The sequence below is a fragment of the Pseudomonas putida genome (assembly GCF_028682475.1).
Taxonomy (GTDB): domain Bacteria; phylum Pseudomonadota; class Gammaproteobacteria; order Pseudomonadales; family Pseudomonadaceae; genus Aquipseudomonas; species Aquipseudomonas putida_AG.
In genome coordinates this window covers 50268-71331 of record NZ_JANHLE010000026.1, presented here as the reverse complement: position 1 = coordinate 71331, position 21064 = coordinate 50268, and the positions used below count along the sequence as shown (strand labels likewise).

Sequence of the window (21064 nt, the reverse complement as noted above, 5' to 3'; positions counted from 1 at the left end):
GGTTTGAAATGTAAAGGATGTCCCCGGTTTGTACCCGGGACAAGCCCGCTCCCACCGGGTCTTAGCTGCGGCCGTCGCGATCGCGGAAGCCCAGCAGATACAACACACCATCCAGACCCAGCGTCGAAATCGCCTGTTTGGCCGACTGTTTGACCAGCGGCTTGGCCCTGAACGCCACGCCCAGACCGGCGATGGCCAGCATCGGCAGGTCGTTTGCGCCGTCACCTACGGCGATGGTCTGCTCCATCTGCAATCCTTCCTTGCGCGCCAGCTCAGCCAGCAGATCTGCCTTGCGCTGGGCATCGACGATCGGCTCGACCGCCACACCGGTGACTTTACCGTCAACCACTTCCAGCTCGTTGGCAAAGACATAGTCGATGCCCAGCTTGGCCTGCAGCTGCTTGGCGAAGTAAGTGAAACCGCCAGACAGGATCGCGGTTTTGTAGCCCAGACGTTTGAGTTCGGCAAACAGGGTCTCGGCGCCTTCGGTCAGGCGCAGCGAGGCGCCAATCTCGTCGAGCACGCCAACATCCAAGCCCTTGAGCAAGGCCAGGCGCTCCTTGAAGCTGGCGCGGAAATCCAGCTCGCCACGCATGGCCCGCTCGGTGATTTCCGACACTTGCTCACCCACGCCTGCGGCCTTGGCCAGCTCGTCGATCACTTCAGCCTCGATCAGGGTCGAGTCCATATCGAACACTGCCAGGCGACGGTTGCGGCGGAACAAGGAGTCCTGCTGGAAGGCGATATCGACGTTCAGCTCCTGCGCCACGCTAAGGAACTCGGCGCGCAGGGCTTGCGGATCGGCCGGTTCGCCGCGTACCGAGAACTCGATGCACCCCTTGCCCTGCTCCACCGGCGTGTCCAGCGCGACGCGACCGGAAAGGCGATCGATATGATCGATATTCAGCCCGTACTTGGCGGTGATCGAGCTTACCCGCTGCAGTTGCTCGGCGGTCACCTTGCGGGTTAGCAAGGTCACGATGTGACGAGCCTTGCCCTGACCTTCAACCCAGCTCTGGTAGTCAGCTTCGGAAACCGGGGTGAAACGGACCTGCTGATCGAGTTCGTAGCCCGCAAACAGAATGTTTTTCAGTACCGATGAAGCCTTCTCGGTATCCGGGATTTCCACCAGGATGCCAAAGGACAGGGTGTCGTGAATCACCGCCTGACCGATGTCGAGGATGTTCACTCCACCCTGGGCCAGAACGCCGGTAATGGCCGCAGTAAGACCCGGGCGGTCTTCACCAGTGATGTTAATCAGAACGATTTCGCGCAAAACGGGCTCCGACTCGAGGAAAAAAGCACATTCTACCGACTTTCGCTGACCATCGGGTGCAGCCGATACTTTGCCGGTCCTTGAGCGCTCGCTATACTGCGCAGCAACTTCTCCGACATAAAGAGCCGCGCTCTGTGAACCGGCCCACGCCCGTTAAAACCGACAACTTCTTCCTGCTGATTTTTCATGCTCTGCGCCAGCGCCGTGTGCCGCTTGCGCTGCGTATCGCCTGCCATAACGTGCTGCTGGTCGCACTGGCGCTGGTGATCTATGCCTGCGTGATGGGTTTACAGTTCAAGCAGGCCATGCACGAACAGGCCGATGCCCTGGGGCAGAGTCTGACCACGCAGACTGCGACCTCGGCGACCGAGCTGCTGGTGTCCAATGACATCCTCAGCCTCAACGTGCTGTTGGGCAACCTGGTGAAGAACCCGCTGGTGGCCCATGCGGCGATCTACAGCGTCGACAACCGGATCCTTGCCGAAGCCGGCCAGCGCCCGAAAAACGGCCTGCTGGGTGAGGCCGAAGGCCTGTACCAGACCAAAATCACCTTCCAGGACGTGACCGCCGGGCAACTGCGCATCAGCCTGGACATGAGCCAGTTCCAGCAGCCGCTGACCATCAGCCTGCAGAGCATGGGCATCCTCGCCGGCATCCTGCTGGCCCTGGCCCTGGCCATGAGTTTGCGCCTGGGGCGTTTCATCTCCACGCCGCTGCTGCAGTTGCGGGTCTGGCTGCGTGACATCAACGAGTTCACCCCGGCCACTGACCGCCAGGATGAGATCGGCGACCTGGCCCGCCAACTGCACGCACGCTTCGCCCCGCCGCCGCGCGAAGTCGAACCGGAACCCGAGGAGCAGGAAGACGACGAACCCGAGTTCGAAGTTCGCAACCTGCGCGACCCGAGTTTTGACGAAGCACCTGCCGTGGCCAGGATCAGCAAACCGGTAGTGGCCGACGACGACAGCGACGACGCGTTTGCCGACCTGATCGACGACGAAGCGCACAGCGCCCCGCGCCCTGCCCCGCAAGCCGTCAATCGCGAGCCCCAGGCCAGCGCGGTACTGGCCGTGCAACTGGGCTCCCAGGAACAACTTCGGCGCCTGCCGCGTACCCGCCTGACCGAGTTGCTGGAGCGTTATCGCGACTGCCTTGACCAGGCCGCATCGCTGTATGAAAGCGAAGTGCACACCCTCAACGACGGCAGCACCCTGATGTTGTTCCATAGCCAGGACAGCGGCGAGGACTACCTCACCAATGCCATTTGCTGTGGCGAGCTGTTGCGTGCTCTTGGCCATGCCCTGCAGATCGAAGTGGCCGACAGCGGCATCACTTTGCAACTGCAGTTGGGCCTGACCCTGGGTGAAGACCTGCACGGCCTGAACCAGATCGACCTGCTGCTGACCGAAAAGGCCCAGGATGCCCTGGCCCTGTCGCAACACAGCCGTAACCTGTTGCTGGTTGAGCGCAAGATCAGCGACGACAGCCTGATCCGTCAGCGCGCGCGCATCCGTCCGATTGCCAGCCCCGAGGGTGCCTGCTGCGTCGAGCGCCTGATGGAGCCGTACCCGTCAATGCTGGAACGCCAGCTGGCGCGGATGCACGAGCGTCGAGTCAAGGGCTGAGCTGTGGGAGCCGGCTTTGCCGACGATGGCATCGTTGCGGTGTCAGGCGTTGCGCGGCGCCTGCATCGCTGGCAAGGCCAGCTCCCACAGTTAACCGGGTGACAGACAGTTGCTCCCTCAGGTTTGTAACACCCACAAAAAAGCCCGCATCGCTGCGGGCTTTTTTGTGGGTACTTGCTTAGAAGCGGAACACTTCCAGATCGGTGCGAATCGGGGTCGCCAGAGGAATCTTCGGCTTCTCCGGCTCTTTGCGCACCTGCACCGGCGCCGCCTTCTTCGGCGTCTCTTCAACGATCGGAGGCTGGTTGGCCAAAGGCTTGAGGGCAATGCTCAACTGCTCAGCGAGCTTTTGCAGCAACTGCCCCTGGGCCTGAACCTGCGCCGCCGAGCTACCCTGGTGCTGCTGCTCCAGGTGAACGATGCGGTTGTCCCGGACCTGGCCACGGCGATCAAGCAGACGCCATTGGGCATCCAGGATGGCTGGCTGGTTGGTACCGGAATCCAGACGAGTGATCGACAGCAGGACCTGCACATCCGGCGTGAAACCGGTATTGGCCGGTGCCAGCACGACGCGCTGGCTGTCCAGGCGCCAGGCCAGCTGACGGACCAGCAGCTGATCGATATCTGCCGACAGGCTGCCAGCCCAGCGGCCATCGGTCGCTGCAGTCAGGCTGCCATCGGACTGGCGCTGCAGCAGGGTCTCGCGCTGCAGGTAGTCGGCGACCGAGACCGGGCCGAGCACAACGGCCATGCCCGCGCTTTGCTTGGGTTGGCCAGGCTCACCGCTGTCGAGCTGATACAGGGAAACCGGCTGGTGCATGCTGCAACCGGCTAGCCCGAGTATGCCACTCATCAGCAGAACAAACGGAAGGCGCAGAAGTTTCATCATCCCATCCAGGCGGTCGCCACACGGCAAACCGCAGTGATACTCATATAGATTCATTCGGGCACGCAGCTACGCTGGCACCGCAAGGGCCCTATCATCCGCGAAATAGCGGCACGACTCCAGTGTTTCAACCGCGAACGGGCGCTTAATTACCCATTCGCGGCCTCTGTCCCGGCTTAGCCGGGATTTTCCACCAACAACGCATCAACCCGCTGGAAGCCTCGTGGCAGTTTATTACCGCGACGGCCACGCTCGCCTTTGTAATGCTCAAGGTCATCGGCTTTCAGTGACAGCGTACGCTTACCGGCCTGCAACACAAGGGTGGCGCCATCGGCAATGACCGCCAGATCGGTGACGTACTCCTCACGGCTGGCAACCCGGTCGCCGGGAATCCCGATGATCTTGTTGCCCTTGCCTTTGCCCAGCTGTGGCAGGTCGCTGATCTTGAAGATCAGCAGGCGACCTTCGGTGGTCACCGCTGCCAGCCAGTTCAGTTCGCGGTCAGCCACCGCTCGCGGAGCAATGACCTTGGCGCCGTTGGGCAGGCTGAGCAAGGCCTTGCCGGCCTTGTTCTTGGCCTGCAGGTCTTCGCCCTTGACCACGAAGCCGTAGCCGGCGTCGGAGGCGATGACATACAGCGCATCATCTTCAGGCAGCAGCACGCATTCGAAGCCCGCCCCCGGTGGCGGCGTCAGACGACCGGTAAGCGGTTCGCCCTGTCCGCGCGCGGAAGGCAAGGTATGCGCGGCAACCGAATAGCTGCGCCCGGTGGAGTCGATGAACACGGCAAACTGATTGGAACGCCCGGCAGCAGCAGTCTTGAAACCATCTCCGGCCTTATAGGACAGGCCCGTGGCGTCGATATCATGGCCTTTGGCGCAACGCACCCAGCCTTTTTCCGACAGCACCACCGTCACCGGCTCGGTCGGCATCAGTTCGTTTTCCGACAGGGCCTTGGCTTCAGCACGCTCGACGATCGGCGAACGACGGTTGTCGCCGTAGGTTTCGGCATCCTTGATCAGTTCCGCACGCACCAGCTTGCGCAGTTTGCTCTCACTACCCAGCAGCGCGATCAGTTTCGCTTGTTCCTTGGCCAGCTCGTCCTGTTCATTGCGGATCTTCATCTCTTCCAGCCGCGCCAGCTGGCGCAGGCGGGTTTCGAGGATGTACTCGGCCTGGGTTTCGGTCAGGTCGAAGCGCGCGATCAGCGCAGCTTTGGGCTGATCCTCGGTACGGATGATGTGGATCACTTCATCCAGGTTGAGGAACGCCACCAGCAAGCCTTCGAGCAGGTGCAGGCGGCGCTCGACCTTGTCCAGGCGGAATTTCAGACGGCGGCGCACGGTCTGCACGCGGAATTCCAGCCATTCGACCAGCAGCGCCCGCAGGTTCTTCAACTGCGGACGACCATCCAGGCCGATGATGTTGACGTTGACCCGGTAGCTGGACTCAAGGTCGGTGGTGGCGAACAGGTGCTGCATCAGCTCGTCGAGGTCAACCCGGTTGGAGCGGGCGATGATCACAATGCGGCACGGGTTTTCGTGGTCCGACTCATCGCGCAGGTCAGCCACCATCGGCAGCTTCTTGGCCTGCATCTGCGCGGCGATCTGCTCCAGCACTTTGGCCCCGGAAACCTGATGCGGCAGTGCGGTGACGACGATATCGCCATCTTCAATGCGGTAGACCGCGCGCATGCGCACCGAGCCGCGACCGCTTTCGTAGATTTTCAGCAGTTCCGATCGCGGCGTGATGATCTCCGCTTCGGTCGGATAATCCGGGCCCTGGATATGCTCGCAAAGCTGTTCGACCGTAGCCTTAGGCTCATCCAGCAGACGCACGCAGGCGCTGGCAACTTCGCGCAGGTTGTGCGGTGGCACGTCGGTGGCCATGCCCACGGCGATACCGGTGGTGCCGTTGAGCAGGATGTTCGGCAAACGTGCCGGCAGCACCGCGGGCTCATCGAGGGTGCCGTCAAAGTTCGGCACCCAGTCGGCAGTGCCCTGACCCAGTTCGCTGAGCAGCACTTCGGAGTAGCGCGACAGGCGCGCCTCGGTATAACGCATGGCGGCGAACGATTTCGGATCGTCCGGCGCACCCCAGTTGCCCTGGCCGTCGACCAGGGTGTAGCGGTAGCTGAACGGCTGGGCCATCAGCACCATGGCTTCATAGCAGGCCGAATCGCCATGGGGGTGGAACTTGCCGAGCACGTCACCCACGGTACGCGCCGACTTCTTGTGCTTGGAGTCAGCGTCCAGGCCCAGTTCGCTCATGGCATAGACGATGCGGCGCTGCACCGGCTTCAGGCCGTCGCCGATATGCGGCAAGGCGCGGTCCATGATTACGTACATGGAGTAGTTGAGGTAGGCCTGTTCGGTGAAGTCAGCCAGTGACCGGCGCTCTACGCCATCGAGGCTGAGATCAAGGGAGTCGCTCATGCGGGCCTCATCATTTCAGGTTCTGGCGCAGCAGCAAGGTGCCACCACGCTGGGTAAATTCGAGTTGTTTCAGGGCACTCATGCCCAGTAGTACCTGGTCGCCATCCAGCCCCGGCACCACCAGGGCGCGCACATCGCGCAGCACAATGTCACCCAGTTGCAGCGTGTCCAGACGGGTGCGATAGCCCTGGGTCCGGCCATTGGCGGTACTCAGCATCACCGGGGCGCCACGCTCAAGATCAAGCTTTGCCGCCAGCCGTTCGGGGATTGCCACGTCGGTGGCACCGGTATCGAGGAGAAAATGTACTGCCTGGCCATTGATCTGACCATCGGCAACAAAGTGACCCTGACCATTACCAGCCAACTGCACCTCGATAAAACCTTCGCCGTGCTGGGAGTGAACCTGAGCATTGGGGTTGGCTTGACGCTGTTCCCAATCGCCAAAAAAGCGTGTGGCCAGGAACAATCCAGCCGCCCAGGCCAGGACCAGCAGCACCCGGCCAGCACGCTTGCCTGGTGGCTGGCTCACGATTTACTGCCCCAGCCGCCAGCAGGAGCGGCAAAACGCCAGACCACCGGCCGCGACTCGCCATCATTGCGGGTTGCGCCGTTGTTGTCCAAACCGATCCAGGCCCCCTCGGCATCGATCACCAGCGCCTCGGCCAGGCCAAATGGCTGGGAGTACAGACGCGGTTCGACCAGTCCGCCTTCAGCGTACGACCAGCAGCGCTCGACCTTGGCGCTCGCCGCGTCGCGCCGACAGATACGGTGGGCGTTGCGTTCCAGGGTGAACAGTTTGTCGTTGAACAGTGCCAGGTCGGCAAAATCCCGCGGCAACGCTCGTGCGCCGGGCATTTGCGGCGGCTGCATTTCGACGCCGGCCTCGCTGAGCAACACACAGCCATTGCCACAATTCCAGACGGTCTGCTGGCGCTTGATCAGCAGCAGGCCACGACGCTCGCGTTCGGCCGCCAGCCAGATACGATCGCCAGCCGGGCTCACCGCCAGGCCTTCGAACAAAGCGTTGAAATGCAGGAGCATGCCGCTGGCCCGTGCCTGACGCACCATGCTCGGGTCGATCTTCAGCCAGTTCGGCTCGCCTGCGACCGGTACCTGCAATACGGCAGCATGAGCCTCACTGACCAGGTAGCGGTTACCTGCGGCATCACAGCTGATGCCTTCAAAATCCAGATCGCCGCCACGAACCTTGCCAGTTGCCCAGGTCCGCGAACGAATGCCCCAGGGCAAACCGCTTTCCGGTACCGGCGGCGCTGCTACGGGCACCGGCTCAGCCTGCCATACCGGCGCCTTGGTATTGAGCCGGTAAATCAGGTCGTCGTCCCGGTCGGACACCGTCCACAGTTCGCCCTTGCACAGGGCCAGGCCCGACAGGTTGCCGCCGCGCATGCCCTCGACCGGGTACTCGTCGACAAACTTCAACTCCGGCCACGGCGCGGCCTGCGATGACAGGGCAAAAACGCCAAGCACTGCTGCCAGGAGCGAACGAATCAAGCCAGGACCTCGGCCAGATTGCCTTTGGACTCCAGCCAGTTCTTGCGATCCCCGGCACGTTTCTTGGCCAGCAGCATGTCCATGATTTCGCGGGTGCCGTCGAGGTCGTCCAGGGTCAGCTGGACCAGGCGGCGGGTGTTCGGATCCATGGTGGTTTCACGCAGCTGCGGCGGGTTCATTTCACCCAGGCCTTTGAATCGCGTGACCTGCGGCTTGCCGCGCTTCTTCTCGGCGACCAGGCGATCGAGAATGCCATCGCGCTCGGCTTCATCGAGGGCGTAGTAGATTTCCTTGCCCAGGTCGATACGGTACAGCGGCGGCATGGCCACGTAGACGTGACCGGCCTCGACCAACGGGCGGAAATGCTGGACGAACAGCGCACAGAGCAAGGTGGCGATGTGCAGGCCGTCGGAGTCGGCGTCGGCGAGGATGCAGATCTTGCCGTAGCGCAGCTGACTCATGTCGGCCGCGCCAGGATCGACGCCGATGGCCACGGCGATGTTGTGCACCTCCTGGCTGGCCAGGACTTCACCACCGTCAACCTCCCAGGTGTTGAGGATCTTGCCGCGCAACGGCAGGATTGCCTGGAACTCCTTGTCACGCGCCTGTTTGGCCGAACCGCCTGCCGAATCACCCTCGACCAGGAACAGCTCGGCACGCATCGGGTCCTGCCCGGCACAGTCGGCCAGTTTGCCCGGCAAGGCCGGCCCCTGGGTAACGCGCTTGCGTTCGACCTTCTTGCTGGCTTTGAGGCGGCGTCCGGCGTTATTGATCGCCAGCTCTGCCAGTTGCATGCCCAGCTCAGGGTGGGCATTGAGCCACAGGCTGAACGCATCCTTGACCACACCCGAGACGAAAGCCGCCGCTTCACGGGACGACAGGCGTTCCTTGGTCTGCCCGGAGAACTGCGGCTCCTGCATTTTCATCGAGAGCACGAAGGTGATGCGCTCCCAGACGTCTTCAGGTGCCAGCTTGACCCCACGCGGCAGCAGGTTGCGGAACTCGCAGAACTCGCGCATGGCATCGAGCAGGCCCTGGCGCAGGCCGTTGACGTGCGTGCCGCCCTGAGCCGTAGGAATCAGGTTGACGTAGCTTTCCTGGACGCTGTCACCGCCTTCGGGCAGCCACAGCAGGGCCCAGTCGACAGCCTCCTTGTTACCCGCCAGGCTGCCGCAGAACGGCTCGTCGGGCAGGCGCAGGAACTCGCTGACCGAATCGACCAGGTAGGAACGCAGGCCATCTTCATAGTGCCATTCGACCTTCTCGCCGCTGGCCTTGTCTTCGAAGCTGACCAGCAACCCCGGGCACAGTACGGCCTTGGCCTTGAGCACGTGTTTGAGGCGGCTGATGGAGAACTTCGGCGAATCGAAATACTTCGGGTCCGGCGCGAAGTACACGCTGGTGCCGGTGTTGCGCTTGCCGACCGTACCGACCACTTCCAGCTCGCTGGCCTTGTAGCCGTCGGCGAAGGTCATCTGGTACTCGTTGCCATCGCGCTTGACCTTGACCCGCACCTGGCTGGACAAGGCGTTGACCACGGAAATACCCACGCCGTGCAGACCACCGGAGAACTGGTAGTTCTTGTTGGAGAACTTGCCACCGGCGTGCAGCTTGGTGAGGATCAGTTCGACCCCGGAAACCCCCTCTTCAGGGTGGATGTCCACGGGCATGCCGCGACCGTCATCGGACACTTCCAGCGAATGGTCGGCGTGCAGGATCACCTGCACCGACTTGGCATGCCCGGCCAGGGCTTCGTCGACACTGTTGTCGATCACTTCCTGGGCCAGGTGGTTCGGCCGGCTGGTGTCGGTGTACATGCCCGGGCGTTTGCGCACCGGGTCAAGGCCCGAGAGGACTTCGATGGCGTCTGCGTTATAGGCACTAGCGCTGGGAATGGCCATGGGGTCTCGTCGTCAGTCGTAGGTAAAAATAAGTCATCAAAATACAGAAAAATCGAGCGCTTGGTACTGCTGTGGGGCAATACCGGCAAAGCTCAACAAGGCTGGCAGGTGCTCGGCAAAGCCTTGAAAACTGTGATCGCCACCGGCCTGGATGCGTAGCGCGCAGGCTCGGTAGAACTGCTCGGCCTCGCGGTAGTCCAGGGTTTCATCGGCGGTCTGCAACCAGACCTGATAGCGCCCGGCATCCTTGGGCGGCGCAACCTCAAGCTCGGCCAGGGCCTGCACGTGATCGAGGGTCAGCTCCCAGGACTCACCGGTATAGTGGTTCTGCTGGGTGCCCAGAAAACCATCGAAACGACGGTGCGGGTTGACCGCCGGGTTGATCAGCAATGCCTTGAGCCCGTGGCGTTCGGCCAGGTGGGTGGCATAGTAGCCGCCGAGCGAGCTGCCGACCAGTAATGGCGATTCGAGCTCGGCAATCGCCGCTTCGAGCTGGGCCATGGCCTGGCGCGGGTGATGGTGCAGCGCCGGCACCCGCAGGCGCTCGCCCAGGCCGATCTGCTCCATCACTGCGATCAATTGGCAGGCTTTCTTGGACGAGGGCGCGCTATTGAACCCGTGTATATAGAGAATCGAACCCGACATGCCGCCCCCGGTGCACTTCAATCGCCTGGCGGTACCAGGCAGGAAAGCGCGCATTTTAGCCTGTTCAACGGCAGATGGAGCAGTTTCACCTATTCAGCAACACTTAATAGCCGTCGCCTTCGTAGTCGACCGTGAACGCGAAGTCGGTTACCCGTGAGACTCCGGTCTCGATCGAGCCATCACCGTGCAAGCGCAACCAGCGATAACCAGGGGCCTGCTCACCGACCTTGAAGTCCTCGCTGCCCGGTTCGAACTGAATACAGGTGGAGGGTGAGGCCAATAGCCGCAGACCGTCACGCTGCTCATCCCATTCCTGGTGTATATGCCCCCACAACAAAACCCGCACCTGTGGATAACCCTTCAGCAGGGCAAACAGCGCGTTGGCATTGCGCAGGCCGATCGGTGCCATCCAGGCGCAGCCGATGGACACCGGCTGGTGGTGGAAACAGATCAGGTGATGATGCTCGGGCGCCTCCTGCAAGGACTGCTCGAGCATCGCCAACTGGTGCTCACCGAGCACGCCCGGCACCGATCCGGGTACCGCAGAGTTGAGCATCAGGATGCGCCAGTTACCGATATCGACCAGCGGTGTGAGCAGATCACTGCCGTGCGCCACGCGCTCCATCGGTACAGGTTCGTCGTGGTTACCGGCAAGCCAGCGAGCCGGAGCCCCGAGGCTTGCCGTCAAATCACGAAAATATTCGTAGGAGGCTTCGCTGCCATCCTGAGACAAATCGCCAGTGGCCAGCAGCAGGTCGATCCGCGGCTGCTCTTCACGCACCAGATCGACCACCCGCTGCAGGCTCTCACGCGTGTTCATGCCAAGCAGCGTACCTTGCCCGTCGGCAAATAAATGGCTGTCAGTCAGTTGCACCAGGTACAAGGGTGCATCGCTATGCGGGATCGATGGTTGCGGCAAGGGCCGACTCCTTGAAAGGATTCAGCGCGATTATGGCGGCAAGCGGCGCTTGAGCAAATACGCGAAAACGACCGCTGTCACATTTCAGCGAACTGCAGCCAGCTCATGGCCACAGGCCAGGCAGTGACTGAGCCACTCACCGAGGAACAGATTGAGCTGGGCTTTTTCGTCAGGCTGGTGCATCGCCGCATTCGGGTAGGGATAGATGCTGCGAAAACGCCGGGCGTGCTCGGCGCTGACCACTTCGGCCATGCGCGCATCGTGATACACCTGCACTTCCAGCTGCGGCACCGGCAGCCACGGCAGGCTGTGCTCCTGGCGCACGCGCAGGGTAGTGGTGTAGGGACAGGCAAGTACCACATCGAGGACCAGCACACCGAGCATCTGGTCACCCTGGGTCATACCGATGCGGCGCGAACTCATGGTGCTGCGCATATCCGGCAACAAGCGCATCAAACGCGCATAGTTGGCCTCGCAGGCAGCCTGCAACCCGACCAGATCGACCCGGTAGCGTTCGCGCAACAGATTCACGACCATAGCCCCCTGACTTCATCCCGATTCAAGGCCAGCCACTGCAAGGCAATGATGCATGCCGCATTGGCGATCAGCCCATCGCGCACGGCCTGCATGGCATCCTCGAACGCCCAGACCTTGACGCGAATGTCTTCACCCTCTTCCTCCAGCCCGTGCAAGCCACCCGCCCCAAGGCTGCTGCACTGGCCCAGATACAAATGAACGAACTCATCGCTGCCGCCAGGTGACGGGAAATAGCGGGTCATCGGCCACAGCGCTTTGAACTCAAGCCCAGCTTCCTCCTGCGCCTCGCGGTGTGCAACTTCTTCCGGTGCTTCATCTTTATCGATCAGACCAGCGACCAGTTCGATCAACCAGGGATTGGCAACCTTGCCCATGGCACCGACGCGAAACTGCTCGATCAGCACCACTTCATCGCGCACAGCATCGTAGGGCAGCACGCAGACGGCATCGTGGCGAACGAACAGCTCACGGCTGATCTCGCGCCCCATGCCACCGGCGAACAGCTCGTGGCGCAGACGCACCCTGTCGAGCTGGTAGAAGCCCTTGAAGCAGTTGACCCGTTCGACGATCTCGACGTCCGTGGGCACAGGTTTCAGCGTGTCTGACATGGAAATCCTCTTAACCTCGTGTACTGCATCGCGCCATCCTAACCTGCGCACCGCCACGTTTCACCCCTTTCAACTTGTAGGCCGGGCTGCGAGGATAGACAGCCTGCTGATATTCAGCTTAGTGGCGAACTGAAGGCCTTGCCGACGGTCCAAGCCCGATCACCTTTGCCTTACAAGGATCATCATGACGCTTGTGAAACTGACTACCGTGGCCGTGCTGGCCTTGGCCCTGGGCGCCTGTCAAAGCCTGTTCCAGCCCAACATGCGCACGCCACTGGAGGTCAAACGCGACCGCTGGGAGCACATCAAGCCCGGTTGCAACACGGCCGATTGCCCGCTGGTCAATATCGACACCATTCACTTCCCGGCCAACCCGAAGCTGGACGCGATCGTCGAGAAGCGTTTGCTGCAAATGACCCAGGACAACCAGCACAGCGCCCTGCCAGCTTCGCTCAAGGCCTACGAAGACCAGTTCATGGCCACCGCCGAGACCCGCCACAGCAGCTATCTGCAAGCCAAGGTACGCGAGCAGCATGACGGACTGGTGATCATCGAGCTGTCCAGCTACCTGGACACCGGCGGCGCCCATGGCATGCCGGGGCGTGGCTTCATCAACTACTCGCGTCAGCAGGACAAGGTCCTGACCCTGCAGGACATGCTGGTGCCGGGCCAGGAAGCGACGTTCTGGAAAACCGCCGAAGAAGCCCACAAGGCCTGGCTGATCAGCACCGGCATGGACAAGGACGCCGAGTTCGTCAAGACCTGGCCGTTCCGCCAGACCCCGCATATCGCCCTGACCTACGGCGCGGTAGTGCTCAAGTACGAAGTGTATGCCATCGCCCCGTATTCCATGGGCCACATCGAACTGAAGATCCCCTACCCGCGCCTGAACGGTGTGATCAAGCCGGAGTTGTTTCCCGGTCGCGGCTGACCGACGGCGCTGCCGCCCAGTACACGCATCCTGCCAGCAGCAATGCCGGCAGGGTCGAGCCGAGATCGGCAGCGTAGTGCGCCAGCAAATGATAAGTGGCGACCCCGCAAGCCCAGGCAATCAAGGCGCGCCAGTGCAGGCTGTGAATCGGACTGGCATCGCTGCGACGGCGACGCACGACGAAGTGATCGACCAGCACCACGCCGAACAGCGGGGCGAACACCGAGCCGATCAGCAGCAGGAAGTTCTGGTACTGCGCCAGCGGCGCAAAGCAGGCGATCACGGTGCACAGCACACCGATGGCCAGCGCCAGATGCTCGACCTTCAAGCGAATCAGCAGGCCGGTTGATACCGCCGCCGAATGGATATCGGCGAAGGCTTTTTCCGATTCGTCGAGCAGAATCAGCAGCAATGGAATACCGATACCGGCACCGGCCAGCGCCAACAGCAAGGTGTTGACCTCGCCCGCCGGAGCGAAAGCCAGGGTATAGGCCACTCCCAGACTCATCATCCACACGTTGCCGACAAAGTAACCCAGCGCCGTACCGACAAACACCCGGCTGCCATGGCGGCTGAAACGTGAATAGTCGGCAATCAACGGCAGCCACGACAACGGCATGGCAATGGCGATGTCGATCCCCACCGCCAGCGACATCGAGCCATCACCGGCACGCGCCCACAGGGCGGCGAGATCGGCTTTGGCAAACAGGTTCCAGGTCAGCCACAGGCAGGCCCCGAGCAACAGCCAGATACCCCATTTGCGCAGAATCTTGCGCACGAAGGTCAACGGTCCACTGACTGCCAACAGGGTCGCCAGGGCGCCGAAGCACAGGGTCCACAGCAAGGGGTTGGTCAGCGCACTGCCTTCGCCGAAGGCGCGGGCGCCGAGCAGACTGGCGGCATCACGCATGACGATGATTTCGAACGCGCCCCAGCCGATCAGCTGCAGCAGGTTGAGCAGCGCTGGCAGCCGGGCACCTTCGCGACCGAGACTGCGCCGCAGAGCGGCCATGGACGACAGGCCGGTATCGCTGCCAATGACGCCGACAGCCGCCAGCAGCAGGACGCCCACGCTGGTACCGATGATGATCGCCAGCACCGCGTTGGCCAGGCCCAGGCCGGGGCCGAGCAAAGCGCCGGTCTGCAGGACCATCAGGCCGATGCCTAATGAAAACCAGAGGGAACAGAGGTCGCGGCCACTGAGAACGCGTTGCCCGGTGCTGACCGGGTGATCGGGGGAGAACTGGCTGGGTGTGCTCACAAGGGTGATCTCGACAGGGAGAAAATTGTTGTTGTTCGGGCCCTATCGCTGGCAAGGCCAGCTCCCACAAGAGCCTGCATGCAGTCCCCTGTGGGAGCCGGCCTTGCCGGCGATGCGTTGTAATGGGCCGATCAGACCTTTTTGTACAACTGACTGCCTTCCTGGCGGAACCGCTCGGCCTGCTCGCGCATACCGTCCTCAACCGCCACATCCACCGCATCAATGCGCTGGTTGGCGGCGTACTCACGCACTTCCTGGGTAATTTTCATCGAACAGAACTTCGGCCCGCACATCGAGCAGAAGTGCGCGACCTTGGCCGAGTCCTTGGGCAAGGTCTCGTCATGGAACGAACGCGCGGTGTCCGGATCCAGCCCCAGGTTGAACTGGTCTTCCCAACGGAACTCGAAACGCGCCTTGGACAAGGCATTGTCACGGATCTGCGCACCCGGATGGCCCTTGGCAAGGTCAGCGGCATGGGCGGCGATCTTGTAGGTGATGATCCCGGTCTTGACGTCATCCTTGTTCGGCAGGCCCAGGTGCTCTTTGGGCGTCACGTAGCAGAGCATGGCGCAACCGAACCAGCCGATCATCGCCGCACCGATACCCGAGGTGATGTGGTCATAGCCCGGGGCAATGTCGGTGGTCAGCGGGCCGAGGGTGTAGAACGGCGCTTCGTCACAGCATTCCAGCTGCTTGTCCATGTTCTCCTTGATCAACTGCATCGGCACGTGGCCAGGGCCTTCGATCATGCACTGGACATCGTGCTTCCAGGCAATCTTGGTCAGCTCGCCGAGGGTCTCCAGCTCACCGAATTGCGCGGCGTCGTTGGCATCGGCAATCGAGCCCGGACGCAGGCCGTCGCCCAGCGAGAAGCTAACGTCGTAGGCCTTCATGATTTCGCAGATTTCGTCGAAATGGGTGTAGAGGAAGTTCTCTTTGTGATGCGCCAGGCACCACTTGGCCATGATCGAACCACCACGGCTGACGATACCGGTGACCCGCTTGGCGGTCAGCGGCACATAGCGCAACAGCACGCCGGCGTGAATGGTGAAGTAGTCCACGCCCTGCTCGGCCTGCTCGATCAGGGTGTCGCGGAACAGCTCCCAGGTCAGGTCTTCGGCAACGCCATTGACCTTCTCCAGGGCCTGGTAGATCGGCACGGTGCCGATCGGTACCGGCGAGTTGCGGATGATCCACTCGCGGGTTTCGTGGATGTGCTTGCCGGTGGACAGGTCCATGACCGTGTCCGAACCCCAACGGATACCCCAGGTCAGCTTGGCCACTTCTTCTTCAATCGAAGAGCCCAGCGCACTGTTACCAATGTTGCCGTTGATCTTCACCAGGAAGTTGCGGCCGATGATCATCGGCTCCAGCTCGACGTGGTTGATGTTGGCCGGAATGATCGCGCGACCGCGGGCGATTTCCTCACGGACGAACTCGGCGGTGATTTCCTTGGGGATGCTGGCGCCGAAGCTGTGGCCCGGGTGCTGCTGGTCGAGCAGGCCGGCGGCGCGGGCTTCCTGCAGCTTCATGTTCTCGCGGATGGCGACGTATTCCATCTCGGCGGTGATGATGCCCTGGCGCGCGTAGTGCATCTGGCTGACGTTGGCGCCAGCCTTGGCCCGGCGCGGATTGCGCACATGGGCAAAACGCAGTTTGGTCAGTTCGGCATCGGCCAGACGCTGCTGGCCGAAGTCCGACGACAACCCGGGCAGACGCTCGGTATCACCACGCGCATCAATCCAGGCCGAGCGCACGTCGCCCAGGCCTTTGCGCACGTCGATGACGACATTGGGATCGGTGTAGGGGCCGGAAGTGTCGTAGACCAGCACTGGCGCGTTGGCTTCACCGCCGAAATCGGTCGGGGTGTCGTCCAGGCTGATTTCACGCATCGGCACGCGAATGTCCGGGCGCGAGCCTTCGACATAAATTTTGCGCGAACGGGTGAACGGCTGTACGGACTGTTGATCGACCCGGGCCGACTCACTCAGATTGGTCAGGTGCTTTTCTTGTTTGCTCATCACAGGCTCTCCAGACGGCTTCCTAGCAGTGGAATGTCGGGGAGAACCTGAAAGGCACGGACGCACCAGGAGCGGTGCTGTGCCAGATGTACGGTGATGCCTGCAGCGACTGAGGCTGGCTCGACATTCCCGGACCTGACACAAGAGACTCGCCGGGAAAGCGAGAAATCTTGTTCCCTACGCAGGCGCTAACCTGATCAGGTTCAACGGGATCCGGATTATCCGATCTCAGCCTCAACGCAAGGCACCCCGACAAGAACGCGCCCAGTCTAGACTGGACGCAGCTGCAAAGCCAACAGTACGAACACGGTGACGATAAATGGTGTAACGGCAGATTGTTGCAAAGTGCCCGCGCATCTACACTCACCGGTTCAGAAAGCCTCAATCGTTCAAGGACCGCCCTATGCTGCGCAAACTTTCACTGGCCCTCGCCGTGTCTTGTGCTATCAACGGAATGGCCTGGGCAGCAGACGCGCCCTTGTCAGCGAAAACCGATCTGGTCAGCGTCTACCAGGAGGCTGTGGACAACAACGCCGACCTCGCCGCAGCCCGCGCCAACTACGGCGCGCAAAAGGAAGTGGTACCCCAGGCCCGTGCCGGCCTGCTGCCAAATCTCTCGGCCGGTGCCGAGATGCAGAGCACCCGGACCAAGCTCGATGAACCATCGATTACCTCCAACCGCAGCGGTAACTCATGGTCTGCAACCCTGGCCCAGCCGGTGTTCCGCGCCGATCGCTGGTTCCAGTTGCAGGCTGCCGAAGCGGTAAACGAACAGGCGGCGCTGGAACTGTCGGCCACTGAACAGAACCTGATCCTGCAAACTGCCGAGAACTATTTCGCAGTGCTGCGCGCCCAGGACAACCTGGCCTCGACCAAAGCCGAAGAAGCCGCGTTCAAGCGTCAGCTGGACCAGTCCAATGAACGGTTCGACGTCGGCCTTTCAGACAAGACCGACGTCCTGCAATCCCAGGCCAGCTACGACACGGCGCGGGCCAACCGGATCGTCGCGCAGCGCCAGGTCGACGACGCGTTCGAAGCACTGATCACCCTGACCAACCGCAACTACGACGCGATCCAGGGCATCCGCCACACCCTGCCAGTGCAGGTGCCGGTACCCAATGACGCCACGTCCTGGGTTGAAACCGCCGGTAAGCAGAACCTCAACCTGCAGGCCACCAACTACGCCGTCACCGCCGCCGAAGAAACCCTGCGCCAGCGCAAGGCCGGGCACGCGCCGACGCTGGATGCGGTTGCGCAGTACCAGAAAGGCGACAACGACAACCTCGGCTTCACCAACCCCAACCTCGGCGGGACCATCAGCGGTGACGTCGAACAGACCACCGTTGGCCTGCAGCTGAACATTCCGATCTACAGCGGCGGCCTGATCAGCTCGCAGGTGCGCGAGGCTTATCAGCGCCTGAGCCAGAGCGAACAGCAGCGTGAAAGCCTGCGTCGCCAGGTGGTGGAAAACACCCGCAACCTGCACCGCGCGGTCAACACCGACGTGGAGCAGGTGCAGGCCCGCAAGCAGTCGATCATCTCCAACCAGAGCGCCCTGGAAGCCACCGAGATCGGCTACCAGGTCGGTACCCGCAACATCGTCGACGTGCTCGATGCCCAGCGCCAGCTGTACACCTCGGTGCGGGACTACAACAACACCCGCTACGACTACATCCTCGACAACCTGCGCCTGAAGCAGGCGGCGGGCACCCTGAGTCCGCAGGACCTGACTGATCTGAGCCGCTACCTGAAGCCGGACTACAACCCGGACAAGGACTTCCTGCCACCTGATCTGGCGGCATTGGCCAAGGCTAACTTCGACGCCCGGCCTTAAACAGCATCGCGGGGCAAGCCCGCTCCCACCGGATTCAACACTGCTCGGTGGGAGCGGGCTTGCCCCGCGAATGCTTCAGAGCAAACGCCCCAAGCCATCCAGCAAGCGCTGCAATGCGCCCTGATTAGCCTTCATCACCGCCCGTCCCGCTTCACCCATGCGCCGCGCATCCTGCGGCAACTCGATCAGCCGGCGAATTTCAGCCGCCAGCCCCTGCGCATCATCCACCTCCTGCAACGCCCCGGCCTCGCGCAGCATCGCCGCAATTTCCAGGAAGTTGAACAGGTGCGGACCGCTGATCACTGGCAACGACAAAGCTGCCGGCTCCAGCAGGTTGTGGCCGCCGTTGGGCACCAGGCTGCCGCCAACAAAAGCGATATCCGCCAGGGCATACAGAAACAGCAATTCGCCCATGGTGTCGCCGAGCAGCACCGCGGTGTCCGCGGCCACCGCAGTGGCACTGGAGCGGCGGACAGTCGGGAACTGTGCCGAGCACAACTCAAACACGCTGTTGAAGCGCTCCGGATGCCGCGGCACCAGGATCAGCAAGGCATCGCCATGGTGCTCCAGCAACTGGCGGTGCGCAGCGAGAATCACTTCGTCCTCGCCCTCGTGAGTGCTGGCGGCGATCCATACCGGGCGCTGACCGGCCTGCCACTCTTCACGCAAGGCCCGAGCACGCGGCAACAGTTGCTCATCGATACGCAGGTCGAACTTGATCGATCCGGTGACCTGCACACATTCAGCCCGCGCGCCCAGCTGGCGAAAGCGCTCGGCTTCGGCCTCGGTCTGCACCGCGATCAGGCTCATCTCGGCCAGCATCGGCCGGGTCAGCCCGGCAAAACGTGCGTAGCCGCGCGCCGAACGCTCGGACAAGCGCGCATTGGCCAGCGCCACGGCAATACCGCGCTTGGCACACTGGTGGATATGGTTGGGCCACAGCTCGGTTTCCATGATCACCGCCAGCTTCGGCTGGACATGATCGAGAAAGCGCCCGGCCGCCCACGGCAGGTCATAGGGCAGGTAGCAATGCTGAACGCGCGGCTCATCGGCAAACATCGCCCGCACCCGCTCGGAACCGGTCGGGGTCATGCAGGTGATGGTGATCGGCAGCTGTGGATAAGCCTGCAACAGAGCGCGAATCATCGGCGCTGCGGCGATGCTTTCGCCCACCGACACCGCATGCACCCAGATACCGCCCTTGCGCATGGCGGGCAGGTTCATGGCGAAGCGTTCGCCGATGCGCTGGGCGTAGGCTGGCGCCTTGCGCGAACGCAGGAACAGGCGCAGCGCAACCAGCGGCAGGCCCAGGTGAAACAGCAAGGTATAGAGTGTTCTGTTCATGGCGCCGAAGTGTACTAGCCAATGGCTCGCAAGTGCACTGCGAAGCGCTCGGCCAACCACTGTGCCGCAGGCCCCAAAGGCTCGTCACGCCGCCAGACCAGCTCCACTACCAGCGCCGGCGGGGTCCATTCGCTGCGAAGCTCAACCATCTGCGCATGGTAAGTCGGGTACTGCACCACATGCCGGGGCAACCAGGCCCAGCCCAGGCCGCGCATCAACAACTCGGCCATGGCGTAGAAACTGTCGGCACGCCAGATCTGCGGGCTGATGGGTTCGCCACCGGGATAACCGCTTTCCTGTGGGGCGATCAGTAACTGCCGATGCCGCGCCAGTTGTTGCCGATTGACCTGCCCCAGTTGCGCCAAGGGATGGTTGACGGCACAGACAGTGACCATCTCCACCCGGCCCAAGGCACGTCGTTCCAACGCCGGCGGCATGCGCTCATGGTGAAACAGCAAACCCAGGTCGGCACGGCGCTCGACCAGCTTGCGCGCCACATCACCCTGGGCACCACTGGCCAGTTGCACCTCCAGCATGGGGAACTGCTGGGCCAGTTCGTCGAGACTGTCGATGACGGGCTGATAAGGCATGGCTTCGTCCTGGGCGACCCGCAACTGCGCCTCCTGGCCGCGCATCAGCGCCAGCGCCCGACCGTCCAGGCGTTCGCACTGACGCAACAACTCCCGCGCATCCTCCAGCAAGGCCGCCCCGGCTTCGGTCAAGCGCGGCTGGCGACCACTGCTACGCTCGAACAGAATGACGCCCAGGTCCGCCTCGAGCAGGGCAATGGCATTGCTCACCGCCGACTGCGCCTTGCGCTGGGTGCGCGCTACCGCCGAAAACGAGCGTTGCTCGGCGACGCCGACAAACAGCCGCAGCTGCTCCAGATTCCACTGTTCAGCCATGCAACCTATCTCCAGAAAAGATAGGTAATGACTTTACCCCATCCAGGCTTGCTCTAAAATGCCCAGCCAGAACAGAGGAACACCGACATGAATGCCTACACCTACCTGGCTATCGCCATCTGCGCCGAAGTCATCGCCACCGCCTCGATGAAGGCGGTCAAGGGCTTGAGCACCCCGCTGCCGTTGCTGCTGATGGTCTGCGGCTACGCCGTGGCGTTCTGGATGCTGACCCTGGTGGTGCGCAGCATTCCGGTCGGGATCGCCTATGCCATCTGGTCGGGGCTGGGCATTGTCCTGATCAGCATCGCCGCGCTGGTGATATACGGGCAAAAACTCGACATCCCGGCGATGCTCGGCATGGCCATGATTGTCGGCGGCGTGGTGGTGATCCAGGTGTTCTCGAAAACCGCCGGGCATTGATCCG

At 62.3% G+C, this 21064-nt stretch carries 18 protein-coding genes and 1 riboswitch; of the genes, 4 read left to right on the top strand and 14 right to left on the bottom strand.

The window, feature by feature from the left end; all coding sequences use genetic code 11:
* Positions 1-61: 61 nt before the first annotated feature.
* Positions 62-1276 carry a phosphoserine phosphatase SerB gene (gene serB / locus NPS47_RS19885; RefSeq protein ID WP_274296487.1) on the bottom strand — a complete coding sequence of 405 codons (1215 nt, stop codon included), beginning with the start codon at positions 1274-1276 and terminating at the stop codon, positions 62-64.
* A 134-nt stretch (positions 1277-1410) separates the two neighbouring features.
* Here serB and NPS47_RS19880 point away from each other — a divergent pair, with 134 nt between their 5' ends.
* Positions 1411-2901: a histidine kinase gene (locus tag NPS47_RS19880; protein ID WP_274296486.1), complete on the top strand. Its 1491-nt coding sequence runs from the start codon at positions 1411-1413 to the stop codon at positions 2899-2901.
* A gap of 178 nt (positions 2902-3079) precedes the next feature.
* Here the strand turns inward: NPS47_RS19880 and NPS47_RS19875 are convergent, their stop codons facing one another.
* The 9 genes from NPS47_RS19875 to NPS47_RS19835 all read right to left on the bottom strand — a co-directional run bounded on the left by NPS47_RS19875 (position 3080) and on the right by NPS47_RS19835 (position 12344).
* Positions 3080-3787: a PqiC family protein gene (locus tag NPS47_RS19875; RefSeq protein WP_274296485.1), complete on the bottom strand. Its 708-nt coding sequence runs from the start codon at positions 3785-3787 to the stop codon at positions 3080-3082.
* 176 nt (positions 3788-3963) lie between these two features.
* Positions 3964-6222 (bottom strand): DNA topoisomerase IV subunit A, encoded by a 2259-nt coding sequence (gene parC, locus NPS47_RS19870; RefSeq protein WP_274296484.1) that lies wholly within the window; start codon positions 6220-6222, stop codon positions 3964-3966.
* 10 nt (positions 6223-6232) lie between these two features.
* A complete protein-coding gene (locus tag NPS47_RS19865; RefSeq protein WP_274296483.1) occupies positions 6233-6751 on the bottom strand; it encodes a retropepsin-like aspartic protease family protein in 519 nt (172 codons plus the stop codon).
* Positions 6748-7734 (bottom strand): esterase-like activity of phytase family protein, encoded by a 987-nt coding sequence (locus tag NPS47_RS19860; protein ID WP_274296482.1) that lies wholly within the window; start codon positions 7732-7734, stop codon positions 6748-6750. The genes NPS47_RS19865 and NPS47_RS19860 overlap by 4 nt, the downstream gene beginning before the upstream one ends.
* The gene (gene parE, locus NPS47_RS19855) at positions 7731-9635 is read right to left on the bottom strand and encodes a DNA topoisomerase IV subunit B (RefSeq protein WP_107024226.1); all 1905 of its coding nucleotides are present in this window, start codon (positions 9633-9635) and stop codon (positions 7731-7733) included. Before parE ends, NPS47_RS19860 begins: the two co-directional genes overlap by 4 nt.
* Positions 9636-9671: 36 nt before the next feature.
* Positions 9672-10280 carry a YqiA/YcfP family alpha/beta fold hydrolase gene (locus tag NPS47_RS19850; RefSeq protein WP_274296481.1) on the bottom strand — a complete coding sequence of 203 codons (609 nt, stop codon included), beginning with the start codon at positions 10278-10280 and terminating at the stop codon, positions 9672-9674.
* A 103-nt stretch (positions 10281-10383) separates the two neighbouring features.
* Positions 10384-11199: a 3',5'-cyclic-AMP phosphodiesterase gene (cpdA, locus tag NPS47_RS19845; RefSeq protein ID WP_274296480.1), complete on the bottom strand. Its 816-nt coding sequence runs from the start codon at positions 11197-11199 to the stop codon at positions 10384-10386.
* A gap of 84 nt (positions 11200-11283) precedes the next feature.
* The gene (locus NPS47_RS19840) at positions 11284-11736 is read right to left on the bottom strand and encodes a DUF1249 domain-containing protein (RefSeq protein ID WP_038615250.1); all 453 of its coding nucleotides are present in this window, start codon (positions 11734-11736) and stop codon (positions 11284-11286) included.
* Complete coding sequence (locus NPS47_RS19835) at positions 11727-12344, bottom strand: NUDIX domain-containing protein (RefSeq protein ID WP_274296479.1); 618 nt, start codon at positions 12342-12344, stop codon at positions 11727-11729. Before NPS47_RS19835 ends, NPS47_RS19840 begins: the two co-directional genes overlap by 10 nt.
* 184 nt (positions 12345-12528) lie before the next feature.
* Between NPS47_RS19835 and NPS47_RS19830 the strand changes: the two genes are divergently transcribed.
* On the top strand, positions 12529-13275 hold the full coding sequence (locus NPS47_RS19830) for an RsiV family protein (protein ID WP_274296478.1): 747 nt from the start codon (positions 12529-12531) through the stop codon (positions 13273-13275).
* On the opposite strand, the gene cytX is transcribed toward NPS47_RS19830, so the two are convergent.
* Together cytX and thiC are read right to left on the bottom strand one after the other, a co-directional pair.
* A complete protein-coding gene (gene cytX, locus NPS47_RS19825; protein WP_274296477.1) occupies positions 13244-14536 on the bottom strand; it encodes a putative hydroxymethylpyrimidine transporter CytX in 1293 nt (430 codons plus the stop codon). The two genes, NPS47_RS19830 and cytX, sit on opposite strands and share 32 nt — an antisense overlap.
* A gap of 131 nt (positions 14537-14667) precedes the next feature.
* A complete protein-coding gene (gene thiC / locus NPS47_RS19820; RefSeq protein WP_274296476.1) occupies positions 14668-16557 on the bottom strand; it encodes a phosphomethylpyrimidine synthase ThiC in 1890 nt (629 codons plus the stop codon).
* Positions 16558-16714: 157 nt separating this feature from the next.
* Positions 16715-16819: riboswitch (TPP riboswitch) on the bottom strand.
* A 141-nt stretch (positions 16820-16960) separates the two neighbouring features.
* Between thiC and NPS47_RS19815 the strand changes: the two genes are divergently transcribed.
* Positions 16961-18391 carry a TolC family outer membrane protein gene (locus NPS47_RS19815; RefSeq protein WP_274296475.1) on the top strand — a complete coding sequence of 477 codons (1431 nt, stop codon included), beginning with the start codon at positions 16961-16963 and terminating at the stop codon, positions 18389-18391.
* A 75-nt stretch (positions 18392-18466) separates the two neighbouring features.
* On the opposite strand, the gene waaA is transcribed toward NPS47_RS19815, so the two are convergent.
* Positions 18467-19735: a lipid IV(A) 3-deoxy-D-manno-octulosonic acid transferase gene (waaA, locus tag NPS47_RS19810; protein ID WP_274296474.1), complete on the bottom strand. Its 1269-nt coding sequence runs from the start codon at positions 19733-19735 to the stop codon at positions 18467-18469.
* 14 nt (positions 19736-19749) lie between these two features.
* Positions 19750-20640: a LysR family transcriptional regulator gene (locus NPS47_RS19805; RefSeq protein ID WP_274296473.1), complete on the bottom strand. Its 891-nt coding sequence runs from the start codon at positions 20638-20640 to the stop codon at positions 19750-19752.
* 87 nt (positions 20641-20727) lie between these two features.
* Here NPS47_RS19805 and NPS47_RS19800 point away from each other — a divergent pair, with 87 nt between their 5' ends.
* Complete coding sequence (locus NPS47_RS19800) at positions 20728-21060, top strand: DMT family transporter (RefSeq protein WP_136478440.1); 333 nt, start codon at positions 20728-20730, stop codon at positions 21058-21060.
* Positions 21061-21064 lie beyond the last annotated feature (4 nt).

Bases quoted from the DNA above. Each gene is read 5' to 3' on its own strand.
- thiC (WP_274296476.1), bottom strand. From the start codon at position 16,557: ATGAGCAAACAAGAAAAGCACCTGACCAATCTGAGTGAGTCGGCCCGG.
- waaA (WP_274296474.1), bottom strand. From the start codon at position 19,735: ATGAACAGAACACTCTATACCTTGCTGTTTCACCTGGGCCTGCCGCTG.
- parC (WP_274296484.1), bottom strand. From the start codon at position 6,222: ATGAGCGACTCCCTTGATCTCAGCCTCGATGGCGTAGAGCGCCGGTCA.
- NPS47_RS19815 (WP_274296475.1), top strand. From the start codon at position 16,961: ATGCTGCGCAAACTTTCACTGGCCCTCGCCGTGTCTTGTGCTATCAAC.
- NPS47_RS19835 (WP_274296479.1), bottom strand. From the start codon at position 12,344: ATGTCAGACACGCTGAAACCTGTGCCCACGGACGTCGAGATCGTCGAA.
- parE (WP_107024226.1), bottom strand. From the start codon at position 9,635: ATGGCCATTCCCAGCGCTAGTGCCTATAACGCAGACGCCATCGAAGTC.
- NPS47_RS19805 (WP_274296473.1), bottom strand. From the start codon at position 20,640: ATGGCTGAACAGTGGAATCTGGAGCAGCTGCGGCTGTTTGTCGGCGTC.
- NPS47_RS19840 (WP_038615250.1), bottom strand. From the start codon at position 11,736: ATGGTCGTGAATCTGTTGCGCGAACGCTACCGGGTCGATCTGGTCGGG.
- NPS47_RS19830 (WP_274296478.1), top strand. From the start codon at position 12,529: ATGACGCTTGTGAAACTGACTACCGTGGCCGTGCTGGCCTTGGCCCTG.
- NPS47_RS19875 (WP_274296485.1), bottom strand. From the start codon at position 3,787: ATGAAACTTCTGCGCCTTCCGTTTGTTCTGCTGATGAGTGGCATACTC.
- NPS47_RS19800 (WP_136478440.1), top strand. From the start codon at position 20,728: ATGAATGCCTACACCTACCTGGCTATCGCCATCTGCGCCGAAGTCATC.
- NPS47_RS19850 (WP_274296481.1), bottom strand. From the start codon at position 10,280: ATGTCGGGTTCGATTCTCTATATACACGGGTTCAATAGCGCGCCCTCG.